The sequence below is a fragment of the Aquirufa avitistagni genome (assembly GCF_042715545.1).
GTDB lineage: Bacteria > Bacteroidota > Bacteroidia > Cytophagales > Spirosomataceae > Aquirufa > Aquirufa avitistagni.
This window is the reverse complement of the sequence record NZ_JBBKXZ010000003.1, coordinates 97,224-108,829: the sequence shown is the minus strand read 5'-3', so window position 1 is coordinate 108,829 and position 11,606 is coordinate 97,224. Positions and strand designations below refer to the sequence as shown.

The 11,606-nt window shown below is 42.7% G+C and carries 10 protein-coding genes; 7 read left to right on the top strand and 3 right to left on the bottom strand.

Annotated elements, in window-relative coordinates:
* Positions 1–120 precede the first annotated feature (120 nt).
* Entirely contained in the window at positions 121–837 is a 717-nt protein-coding gene (locus U0R10_RS08935; RefSeq protein WP_377983623.1) for a YebC/PmpR family DNA-binding transcriptional regulator, read from the bottom strand.
* Positions 838–946: 109 nt separating this feature from the next.
* On the opposite strand from U0R10_RS08935, the gene U0R10_RS08930 reads away from it, so the two are divergent.
* The 7 genes from U0R10_RS08930 to accD all read left to right on the top strand — a co-directional run bounded on the left by U0R10_RS08930 (position 947) and on the right by accD (position 9,501).
* Entirely contained in the window at positions 947–3,181 is a 2,235-nt protein-coding gene (locus tag U0R10_RS08930; RefSeq protein WP_377983622.1) for a DUF5916 domain-containing protein, read from the top strand.
* Between the two features lie 21 nt (positions 3,182–3,202).
* The gene (locus U0R10_RS08925; RefSeq protein ID WP_377983621.1) at positions 3,203–3,712 is read left to right on the top strand and encodes a DUF2911 domain-containing protein; all 510 of its coding nucleotides are present in this window, start codon (positions 3,203–3,205) and stop codon (positions 3,710–3,712) included.
* Between the two features lie 122 nt (positions 3,713–3,834).
* Positions 3,835–4,203: a response regulator gene (locus U0R10_RS08920; RefSeq protein ID WP_377983620.1), complete on the top strand. Its 369-nt coding sequence runs from the start codon at positions 3,835–3,837 to the stop codon at positions 4,201–4,203.
* Positions 4,204–4,216: 13 nt separating this feature from the next.
* A complete protein-coding gene (locus tag U0R10_RS08915) occupies positions 4,217–4,978 on the top strand; it encodes an MBL fold metallo-hydrolase (RefSeq protein ID WP_377983862.1) in 762 nt (253 codons plus the stop codon).
* A gap of 3 nt (positions 4,979–4,981) precedes the next feature.
* Complete coding sequence (locus tag U0R10_RS08910) at positions 4,982–5,632, top strand: HAD family hydrolase (protein WP_377983619.1); 651 nt, start codon at positions 4,982–4,984, stop codon at positions 5,630–5,632.
* 20 nt (positions 5,633–5,652) lie between these two features.
* A complete protein-coding gene (locus U0R10_RS08905; protein WP_377983618.1) occupies positions 5,653–8,577 on the top strand; it encodes a T9SS type A sorting domain-containing protein in 2,925 nt (974 codons plus the stop codon).
* Between the two features lie 81 nt (positions 8,578–8,658).
* Complete coding sequence (gene accD, locus U0R10_RS08900; protein WP_377983617.1) at positions 8,659–9,501, top strand: acetyl-CoA carboxylase, carboxyltransferase subunit beta; 843 nt, start codon at positions 8,659–8,661, stop codon at positions 9,499–9,501.
* 74 nt (positions 9,502–9,575) lie between these two features.
* Here the strand turns inward: accD and U0R10_RS08895 are convergent, their stop codons facing one another.
* On the bottom strand, positions 9,576–10,400 hold the full coding sequence (locus U0R10_RS08895; RefSeq protein WP_377983616.1) for a zinc ribbon domain-containing protein: 825 nt from the start codon (positions 10,398–10,400) through the stop codon (positions 9,576–9,578).
* 40 nt (positions 10,401–10,440) lie between these two features.
* Entirely contained in the window at positions 10,441–11,535 is a 1,095-nt protein-coding gene (locus tag U0R10_RS08890) for a Nif3-like dinuclear metal center hexameric protein (protein WP_377983615.1), read from the bottom strand.
* Positions 11,536–11,606: the final 71 nt, after the last annotated feature.

Below are 11,606 nucleotides of genomic sequence, written 5' to 3'. Positions count from 1 at the left end.
GGATTCATGGTTTTAAGCTTTGGCAATCCTTTGAGGTTTGCCAAAGCTAAGGGGGAAAAGAGCTTTTTCCTATTCAAAAATGGAATACAACAAAAAAGGCCAGTTTCCTGGCCTTTTGCTTTATCCCATATTATGGTAGACGTTCTGCACATCGTCATCCTCCTCGAGTCGCTCGATGAGTTTTTCAACATCAGCAACCTGTGCGTCAGATAATTCTTTCGTTTCATCAGGAATACGTTCGAAATCCGCACCCATTAATTCATAGCCACGCTCCTCCAAAAATTTCTGTATCCCACCAAAAGCCGTGAATTCCCCATAAATGTTGATTTGATTCGTCTCCTCATCTAAAAAAACCTCGTCGCCACCTAAGTCAATCAACTCAAATTCCAATTCTTCCAAATCGATCTCCGGTTTGGGAGCAATTTTAAACACTGATTTACGGGTGAAGATGAAGTCCAACATCCCCGTAGTTCCTAAGGATCCGCCACATTTGGTAAATGAAGAACGTATATTGGCCACCGTGCGGTTAATGTTATCTGTGGTAGTTTCCACTAATATCGCAATGCCATGCTGGGCATATCCTTCGTATACAATCTCTTTGTAATCCTCCTGGTCCTTGGACGTTGCCCGCTTGATGGCTCTTTCAACATTCTCCTTAGGCATGTTAACTGCCTTCGCATTTTGTATGATGGCACGTAAACGCGAATTGGAAGTGGGATCACCACCACCCGCTTTCACGGCAATAACAATGTCCTTGCCAATTTTAGTGAAGGTTTTGGCCATTTGGCCCCAACGTTTAAACTTTCTCGCTTTTCGGAATTCGAAGGCTCTTCCCATGGGTAGTCTCGGTTAAATATGGTGCAAAAATAATCAAGCCCCATAAGACCCACAAGTCCCTCACGAAAATAACTTATCTTTGATTTTCTGTTAGACCTATTTGAAACGTATGAATCGACTGCTACTTCTCACCTGCTGGTTAATTGGCTTTATTCATGTTGCCAATGCGCAAAAAATCAACGAACGTTTCCAAGTAAATATTAAAAAAAGCACGGGGCCTATTCGGGTCGACGGGATTTTGGATGAAAATGCGTGGTTGGAATCAGCAGCAGTTAGCGATTTTGTGATGTGTAATCCCTATGACTCCTTGTGTGCGCAGGTTCGTACAGATGTCAAAATTGCGTATGACGACAAATACATCTACATCTCAGCAGAATGTTTTTTGAAAGAGCCAGGAGCTTACGTAGTGGAATCGATGAAACGGGATTTCGGCTTTGGCGTGAATGATAATTTTTTAGTCTTTATCGATACGTTTGAAGATAAAACGACCGGTTTTGCTTTTGGTGCGAATGCCGCAGGAGCGCAATGGGACGGCCAAATGTCAGAGGGTTTTCGTGTCAATTTAAATTGGGACAACAAATGGGAATCCGCTACCACGTACAAAAAGGATTCATGGATTTTCGAGGCAGCCATTCCATTTAAGTCGATTCGGTATAAGGATAATATCAAGCGCTGGGGCATCAACTTCTCCCGCTATGATTTAAAGGCCAAAGAAAAATCAGCTTGGGCGCCCGTACCACGTCAATTTCCCACGGCATCGCTCGCCTATGCTGGGGTACTTGTTTGGGATACGCCGCCTCCAGCACCCAAAAAGAATATCTCCGTTATTCCTTATACCCTTTCCGGTGTCTCAGCTAATTACCGTTCCGATAAGCCTACGGCATTCCGGCAGCAATTTGGAGGGGATATCAAGGTGGCGATCAATTCTGGATTGAATTTAGACATGACGATAAATCCAGATTTTTCGCAGGTGGATGTGGATCGCCAACAAACAAACTTGGATCGCTTTGAATTATTTTATCCCGAAAGAAGGCAGTTTTTTATCGAGAATTCGGACTTATTTGATGGCTTTGGGACGGAAAATATTCGGCCATTTTTCTCCAGAAGAATTGGTTTAACCATCAATCCTCAGAATGGAAATTATGAGCAAACGCCCATTACGTATGGAGCCCGTTTGAGTGGTAAGCTTAATCAAGATTGGCGCATCGGCGCATTGAATGTCCAATCCGAGCGAATCGATGCGAAAGGTATCCCAACGCAAAATTACTCGATGGTCGCTTTGCAGCGTAAGTTATTTGCGCGATCAAATTTTGGCATGTACATGGTAAATAAACAGTCGTTTAGCACACCTGAATTGCAAAAAAAGTATGGTTTTCAATCCTATAACCGGGACGTTGGCTTTGAATATAACCTCGCGTCAGCCAATAATTTTTGGACTGGATCATTATTTTATGCCAAAACATTAAGCCCTTTAGACAAACCTAGGGATTTTTCGCAAGCAGCATCTTTGATCTATGGAGACAACAATTGGGTTTTTTCCATCAAAGAACAGTGGGTCGGCGAGAATTATAATCCGGAAACGGGATATGTTCCCCGCGTAAATTATTTTCAGGTACAGACAGATGGAGCTAAAATCTTTTATCCGAAGAATAAGTCCATCAACTTATTTTATTCCTCATTAAAACTCATGACGCTGAACTTGTGGAATAATCAGGGTCAGTATACGGACAACACGAGTTATGTGTCTTACGAGGGAACGATGAAGGATCGTTCTACCTTTGGGGTTTATTTGTCGTATGATTTTGTCAAGTTGCAAGATGATTTCGATGCGACCCGGATGCGAAAAGCGAAGGTGTTGAAAGGTACCGAGCATGATTGGTACGCGTTAAACATGCGCTATAGTTCATCACCTATCAAGTTGTTCACGTATGCAATCACCTCCCGTTTCGGTGGATATTTCGGTGACGGTTGGCGTACCGGAATCACCGCAGATATCGGTTATCGATTCCAGCCATTCGGTGCTATATCCATGGCAGTAGATTATAACGACATTCAAAACGTGTACATTCCTGCTACGGATAAAGTGGCCGCCAATAAGATCTCTTCGCAGTTTTGGATCATTCGTCCGAAAGTAGACATTACGTTTACGAATAAATTATTTTTTGCGACCTTCTTTCAGTTGAACCAACAAAACAATTTCATGAATCTATACATGCGCTTGCAATGGCGTTATAAGCCAGCTTCGGATTTATTTGTTGTTTATTCGGATAATTACAGTCCAAATAATTTTCAAATTCGTGATCGAACCGTAGTGTTGAAATTGAATTATTGGCTTAATTTGTAAAAATTTAAACGAAAACGTATTATGAAAAAGTACTTGGTTATTTTAATGAGTGTGTTGAGTTTTGGTGCATTCGCGCAAAAAGCGCCAGCATCTCCACCAGCTGTTGTTATTCAAAAGGTGGGTAAGACCGAAGTAATGGTTAAGTATGCAAAGCCTTCTGTCAAAGGACGTTTGGTATTTGGTACAAAAGAGCAAAAAGCCATCGTTCCTTTTGGGGAAGTTTGGAGAACAGGTGCAAATGAGGCAACAACAATCGAATTTTCGAATGATGTGACGATTCAAGGTAAGCCATTAGCAAAAGGTGTTTACTCTGTGTTTTCAATCCCTGGCGCTACTGAATGGACGATTATTTTTAATAGCGATCCAAAGCAATGGGGAGCTTACACGTACAAAGCTGAAAAAGATGTATTGCGTGTAACTGGAAAAGTTAGCGAGCATGCGATGACGGAGCAGTTCAACATCGGTGTTTCTCCAGAAGGACAAATTACCTTTGATTGGGATAAATCATCTGTTTCCATCTATGTGAAATAAGTGATTCAAATTCTTTTTAAAAGCGACTCCAAAAGGGTCGCTTTTTTTATTGCTTAATTTCTTTTGTTTCCCTATTTTTACCCAATTGTGAGGTTTGCCTCTATCATGTATAACGTACTCCTATGAAAAAAGTATTGATCGCCGAAGATAGTTCTGTCATTCAAAATTTAGCGCGTAAAATTTTAGAATTTCAAAATTTTGAGATTCACGCCGTTAAAAATGGTCAGCAAGTGTTAGACGAATTAGCCAAAGCTGATTTTGACGTGCTTTTATTAGATATCAATATGCCCGTTATGGATGGAATGGATTGCGCTAAAGCTGTACGTGCGCTAGCTGATACCAAAAAATCCAAAATCCCGATGATCGCCATTACGGGAAATGCGCGCAATTATTCCATGGAAGATTTCAAAGCCGTGGGTTTCGATGATTTCTTGGCCAAGCCACTTAATTTTGATGCGCTCGTTTCGACTGTTAAGTCACTAACGGAATAATTCGATGACCCAGATCCAGGCTAGGTTTCTGGGTACCGGGACCTCTCAAGGGATTCCGATGATTGCCTGTACGTGTGAAGTTTGTCGTTCCACAGATCCTTGCGATCAGCGCCTCCGTGTTTCCATGCATATTGAAACCGAAGGCAAAAGTTTTATCATTGATACGGGGCCTGATTTTCGCCAACAAATATTACGGGCGGGTATTCAGCGTGTGGATGCCGTTTTATATACCCACGAACATAAGGATCATACCGCCGGGATGGATGATATTCGGGGATTTAATTATGCCCAAAAGTCGAGTATTCCTTTGTATGCACAAGCACCCGTTATTGAGCAATTGAAGCGTGAATTTGCCTATGCTTTTGCCGAAGATAAATACCCAGGTGTGCCTGAAATCGAGGTGCATGAAATTGAAAATCAGCCATTTACGATTGCGGGTGTCACCATCACGCCCATTTTAGTTAAGCATTATTACTTAGATGTGCTAGGCTTTCGTTTTGGCGATTTTACATACATCACGGATGCTAATTTTATCTCCGATGAAGAGCTAGAAAAAGTCAAAGGATCTAAAGTCCTGGTGATTAATGCCCTTCGAAAAACTACGCATATTTCGCATTTTACCCTCGACGAAGCACTCGAGGTGATTGATAAAATCAAGCCAGAAAAGGCTTATATAACCCATATCAGTCACATGATGGGTTTGCATGCAGCGGTGGAAAAAGAATTGCCGGCACATGTGCATTTGGCCTATGATGGATTGACTTTAGCGGTATAACTCATGAATTTTCAAGCGGTACTTTTTGATATGGATGGTGTGGTGGTGGATAACTTACCCTATCACGTAGACGCTTGGTTGCTTTTTTGTGAACGCAAACAAATTCCCCTGACCCGAGAGATTTTTTACCAAGAGTTAAACGGGATGAATTCCAAAGATACCTTTGAATGGTTTTATAAGCGGGAATTGTCGCGTGCTGAAGTGGAGGTACTCGAGGAAGAAAAAGAGCTTATTTACCGGGCATTTTATCGGGATCATCTCAAACCAGCTCCAGGTCTATTGACATTCCTCAAAGATCTGCGAGACCAAGGCATTAAAACTGCGTTAGCTACTTCAGCTGGCCCTGGGAATATTGATTTCATCGTGGACGGTTTAGGTATTCGAGATCAATTCGATGCGATTATCGGCGGTGCAGAGGTTCTTAAAGGGAAGCCAGATCCTGAAATTTATCTGAAGGCTGCTAGTTTATTAAGCGTGGACCCAGTGGATTGTTGGGTTATCGAAGATTCTTTACAAGGTATTGCCGCGGGTCAAGCTGCCGGGATGCGTGTGGTCGGAATGAGTACTTCGCATACCCCAACGGAATTAGCGCATACGGATTTGGTTCGGCCCGACTTTATGCAGTTGTTTGAGACATTAATTAATTTTCATTAATACGTTCTTAATTTTATACCATGAATAGATTTTACTTTTTCGTGCTTGTTTTTTGCTGTGTGGCAGGATCTGTCTTGGGGCAAAAAAGCTTCCCAATGGAGTTTAAGCCGGGCCAACAAGTCGAAGAGTATACGCCTGAGAAGTCGGGGATTCACCGGGAATTGCCAGCAGGTTATTCGCAGCGAATCTTAGAAGAGGCTAAAAATCGGGCAGCCATGGCTACTTTTGCCACCAAAGGGACCCAAAGTTCAACTCATGTACTTGTTTCGTATGATACGCCACCGCCGGCCAACGTAAAAGCGGTGTTCGAGAAAGCTGCAGCGGTATGGGCCAATACACTTACTTCAGATGTCCCGATTCAGATTTTTGTTCGTTGGCGCTCATTAGCCCAAGGTGTTTTAGGCAGCGCAGGCGCATCTACCGCAGTACGTAATTTTGCAGGTGCTCAACGCTTGAATACCTGGTACCCCATCGCGTTGGCCGAAAAGATGTCTCACCGCAATTTGAATGGTACAGATCCCGATGTGGTGGCAACCTTTAATTCCGATTTTTCAGATTGGTATATTGGAACGGATGGTGCGCCTACGGTCAGCCAAATTGATCTTTTCTCGGTTGTTTTGCATGAATTTGGACATGGCCTCGGATTTATTGGAGAGTTAGGTTTAAGTGATGATCAGAACCAAGGAGAATATGGACTTCCGGGTATTTTTGATCAGTTTATTCAAAATTCGGAAGGTATTTCAGTGACAGATACGCTCAAAATCCCTAATCCATCCATTGCTTTAAAGTCGGCGATAACGTCGCCTAATCTTCAGTTAGTGTCACCTAAGATTCTGCAGAATAATTCGCGTGCCAATGCTATTTTGTATTCGCCGCGTACCTATTCAGTTGGATCCAGTGTATACCACGTAGACCAAGCGACCTATAAAGTAGGAGATCCAAATTCCTTAATGACACCTCAGATTGCCCGAGGTGAAATTACTCCCGAGATTGGTCCAATCGTAACATCCGCCTTCGCTGATTTTGGTTGGTATTCGACCAATATCATTGCTGCAAATTTACCCGATACAGAAAATACGACTTCCGATATTTCCATTTCTGCCACGGTGTATTCGGATACCCTATTGGCCGAAAATTCAGTCAAATTAATGTTGTCCATCGATAAAAGTATTTTATCGGCCACGTCCATGCCTCTAACCCGAGCAGGCAATGTGTATACTTATAAATTACCTCCAGCGGCAGGGAATCGGACAGTTAGGTATTATTGGATGGCCAATGAGTCATCTGGTAAAAAAGTGACTACGCCCGCGGAAGCACCTGTGATAGCGAATACGAATTTTGGTAGTTTTTACCAATTTGCGATTGGTGCAGATACGGTTAAGCCTAAAGTGGCGTATGCAAACCGACTGAACTACATTTTTTCTTCACAGACTACGGTTCCGTTGACAACGCTTTTGGCATCCGACAATATCGGCTTGAGCGCGGTTTATATGGAATATGCGATTAATAAAGGGCCGCTAAAGCGTAAAGATTTTCAATTGGTAGCAGGTACGACTACGAGTTTTTCAAATGCATTCAATTTTACCGCGGGCGAAATTAAAGCGGGAGACGTCATTACCTATCGGGTGATTGTGCAAGATGCTGCCAAAATAGCCAATACCGTGACAAGCCCGAGTTCAGGATTTTTTGAGATTAAGGTGCTGGGTATTTTGTCCACGGAAACTACCTACATACAATCGTTTGATTCGAATTCAACGGATTTCTATTTGAAGGGTATGAGTATCGGAAGGGCTGCTGGATTTTCAACATCCGCATTGCAAACGGCGCATCCGTATGCTGATGGTTCAGAGGAATCGTATGATGGAGGCAATGGAACCGATCGGTTTACGAATTCAGATGCTGTTTTGCTTAAGCCGATCAAGTTAAATGCGAATAAATCCATCATGACTTTTGACGAGATTGTCTTGGTGGAGCCTGGAGATACGGGTGAACCGTTTTTGAATTCAAATGGAACTATTAACCGGAGTTTCTTTGATTATGTCATCGTTCAAGGGTCCAATGATGGTGGATTAACCTGGTTTAATTTCACGAATGGTTGGGATTCAAATGCGAGTTCCATCTGGTTAAATGCCTGGAATAGTGCAGTAGATAATGAGGGGAATTCAACCGCAACACCCACAGCTGCACTGATCAGAAGTCGTGAAATCAATTTACTTTCCTCTGGTAAGTTTAAATCTGGAGATCAAGTGCTGATACGTTTCCGTTTACACGCGGATGTAGGCGCACATGGCTGGGGCTGGTCTGTTGATAATCTGAAGATTCAAGAACCCATTATCCCCGTAGATTTAGATAAAGATGGAGTTGATGATTCGATTGATAAATGTTTAGGTACAGCTCCAGGTGACAAAGTAGATGCGAATGGCTGTTCTGAAGTCCAAAAATGCGCATTCAATGTGCCATTTTTATTTAAGCAGTCGGAGCAAGTACTTGCCGTTACTTCAGAGTATCCTGGGGTAACCTTCATTTGGTTCCGAAATGGAAATGTGATTCCAGGCATAAATTCATCTACTTTGACCACCACCGAGCCGGGAGTTTACACCGTAAAAGCGCAGGTGACTGCTGTGTGTGCGACTGGTTTATCGAATGCGATTACCATTGTTATTTTGAGTAATGAGCCGAGTGCGTTAGGGGCTGGTGTTACGCTGAGTCCAAACCCAACCAATGGTCGTCTGCGTGTGCAAGCTAGCTTGGCGCCTGATGAACGCAGTGTTATGTTACGTGTATTGGATATGCAGGGGAAAGTGATGCTACGTCCGGAATCTATTCCTGTTCAAAGCCAACTAGATTATTTGTTGGACCTAAGTGAACAAGCAGCAGGTTCGTATTTCATAGAGCTTAGAACGGAAAAACGGGTGATTAATCGGCGCGTGATTTTGGTGAAATAGCCAGGTGGTTTTTTCCTTGCGAAGCTTTTTAATTATCTTTGCAGTTCATCCGAGTAATCGGTATCATTAAATAAATTGTCTATGTCTTGGTTTACGCGAAAGGATAAAGGGATTCAAACCCCAACAGAGTTTAAACGTGATTCTCCAGATGGTCTTTGGTATCAATGTCCATCGTGCAAAAAAGCCCTTCACACACGTGAGCACCGCTTATTCGCGTTTACCTGTTCAAGCTGTAATTACCATGAAAAAATAGGCTCACAAGAGTATTTTGAGTTATTATTTGATCAATCTAGGTATACGGAAATCGATCCCATGATGAGCTCTGGAGATCCATTGAATTTCACAGATACGAAGAAATATACGGATCGTGTCAAAGCGACGGAAGATAAGACAGGCTTAAAAGATGCCGTTCGTGCAGCCTATGGTGAGATGAATGGCTTACCTATTACGATTGCAGCCATGGATTTTAGTTTTATTGGTGGCTCGATGGGTTCAGTAGTAGGAGAGAAAATTTCACGTGCGATTGACCATTCCCTCAAAACAAAAACCCCATTCTTGATGATTTCACGTTCAGGTGGGGCGCGTATGATGGAAGCGGGGTTCTCCTTAATGCAAATGGCGAAGACGTCTGCTCGCTTAGCCTTATTAGCGGAAGCTAAAATCCCTTATATTTCCTTGTTGACTGACCCCACTACCGGTGGAGTTACTGCTTCATTTGCGATGCTGGGTGATTTTAATATCGCAGAGCCTGGCGCGTTAATTGGTTTTGCTGGACCACGTGTTATTAAAGAGACGATTGGAAAGGATTTACCGAAGGGTTTTCAAAGTGCCGACTTTGTTTTGGATCACGGATTTTTGGATTTTATCGTAGATCGCAAAGAGATGAAAGATAAGTTGAGCGCCTTGCTAGAGATGTTGAAGTAAGAAACGCTTAGTTAAACCATAAAAAAACCTGATGAAATTAATCATCAGGTTTTTTTTGTGTCCCTTTGGAGGAATTATTCTGCGGTAGCCGCTGCTGCTGCTGCCGCTGCTGCTGCGGTTGCAGCTTTACCCCGAGGTTTTTTCTCTTTTTCTGGTGCAGGAATTGGATCCTCAACACCGGCTAAAATACGTCCGCAATGTTCGCAAACGATTAGTTTTTTCTTGTCTTTGATGTCTGTTTGACGTTGTGGAGGTACTGAACTAAAACATCCACCACATGCACCACGCTTCACTAAAACAACCGCTAGGCCATTAATCGCATTTCCACGTAATTTCTCATAAGACTTCAATAGGCGAGCGTCAACGGTCTTAACCGCTTTTTCGCGATCTTTCAAGCCTTTTTGCTCGTCTTCCTCGCTCTCACCAATGATCACCTCAAGTTCTTTTTGCTTAATCTCAAGGTCTTTTTTGCGCTCAAATAAGTTAGATTCTACGCCAGCAACTTCATCATTTTTGTTCAAAATTTTGAAATCAATCTCTTTAATGCGCTTATCTGCAATCTCCATTTCCAAACCTTGTAACTCAACCTCCTTCGAAATTGCTTCGAACTCACGGTTGTTACGTACATTCATTTGTTGCTCCTTGTATTTGACAATTAGCTTCTCAGAATCCTTTTTAGAAACCTTGTAATTTGCGATTTGCTCCTCAAATGATGCGATTTCAGATTGGAATTTTGTTAAACGTGTTTCTAAACCTGCGATCTCATCCTCTAAATCACGAACCTCTTCAGGTAAATCACCTCGTACTTTCTTGATATTGTCTAAGGCTGAATCAATGGTTTGAAGCTTTAATAATGCTTCTAACTTTTGGGCAATTGTAGTTTCGGTAACTGTAGCCATTATTATTGTTGCGTTTGAAAATATTAATTCGCTCTAATCTCTAAGCAAGACTCACAGGATTGGTGTGGGTCATACTTTTCAGAACGGCAAAAGTACTAAAATTATTTGATAAATATTCATGGATTGTATCCTTTATCATGACTTCGGATTCATAATGCCCAATATCACAAATCGTCAAGTGATTTTCCGCATCAAAGAACTCATGGTATTTAAAATCACCACTTATGTAAACATCGGCCTGCGTGCGAATGGCATCTGCCAATAAAAAGCTTCCCGCTCCTCCGCACAAGGCAATTCGTTTGATCGATTTGCCTATCCATGGCGTATGTCTAAAATAGGTCAAGCCAAGCTTTTCTTTTATGTACGATGTAAATTCGCTCGATGACATGGCCTGAGGTAATTCACCCACAAAGCCAGCGCCCACATCTTGCCACGAATTTCCCAAGGATGTGACAAAATAGGCAACCTCCTCATAGGGGTGTGACGTGAAAAGTGCACCTAAAACAGTTGATTCGAGGTGTTTTGGGAATAACATATCCACTTTTAACTCTGCGACCTCTTCTGATTTGCCAGCCTGGCCGATAGTGGGATTCGCGGCATCCGATGGCGTAAACCGACCGGTTCCCGCACCTGAAAAACTGCACGCTGAATATTCCCCTATATTCCCAGCTCCCGCCGCATGCAGCGCTAGTCGAACTTGCTCCGCATCCGTCTCAGGCACAAAATAGGTGAGTTGGCGCAATGCATCACGCATCGGACGCAAGACCTTACCGGCTTGAAGTCCCAGTTTTTGGGCCAACTGATAGCTGACTCCCTTAGGCGCATGATCTAAATTTGTATGCGATGCATAAATCGCAATGTCATTTTTGATGGCTAAAATGAGCGTCCGCTCCACATAATCTCGCCCCGTCAATTGCTTAATTCCCTTGAATAAAATGGGGTGATGTGCCACAATCATATTACAACCTTGGGCAATCGCCTCCTCAACTACCGCCTCCGTGCAATCAAAACTGACTAATACGCCCGTGACTTTTTGCGAACGGTTACCCGTCAACAACCCTGAATTATCATAGGACTCTTGCCAAGCGAGCGGCGCCCATGCTTCCATGGATGAACAAATATCGTGTACCAACATACCATTGTGTTTTAGGACAGACAAAGGTAGACAATAAAAAAATTAATGTATATTTCGACAAGTATTTAAGT

Coding starts and splice junctions, on each gene's coding strand:
- U0R10_RS08930 (WP_377983622.1), top strand. CDS start 947: ATGAATCGACTGCTACTTCTCACCTGCTGGTTAATTGGCTTTATTCAT.
- U0R10_RS08920 (WP_377983620.1), top strand. CDS start 3,835: ATGAAAAAAGTATTGATCGCCGAAGATAGTTCTGTCATTCAAAATTTA.
- accD (WP_377983617.1), top strand. CDS start 8,659: ATGTCTTGGTTTACGCGAAAGGATAAAGGGATTCAAACCCCAACAGAG.
- U0R10_RS08890 (WP_377983615.1), bottom strand. CDS start 11,535: ATGTTGGTACACGATATTTGTTCATCCATGGAAGCATGGGCGCCGCTC.
- U0R10_RS08935 (WP_377983623.1), bottom strand. CDS start 837: ATGGGAAGAGCCTTCGAATTCCGAAAAGCGAGAAAGTTTAAACGTTGG.
- U0R10_RS08925 (WP_377983621.1), top strand. CDS start 3,203: ATGAAAAAGTACTTGGTTATTTTAATGAGTGTGTTGAGTTTTGGTGCA.
- U0R10_RS08905 (WP_377983618.1), top strand. CDS start 5,653: ATGAATAGATTTTACTTTTTCGTGCTTGTTTTTTGCTGTGTGGCAGGA.
- U0R10_RS08895 (WP_377983616.1), bottom strand. CDS start 10,400: ATGGCTACAGTTACCGAAACTACAATTGCCCAAAAGTTAGAAGCATTA.
- U0R10_RS08910 (WP_377983619.1), top strand. CDS start 4,982: ATGAATTTTCAAGCGGTACTTTTTGATATGGATGGTGTGGTGGTGGAT.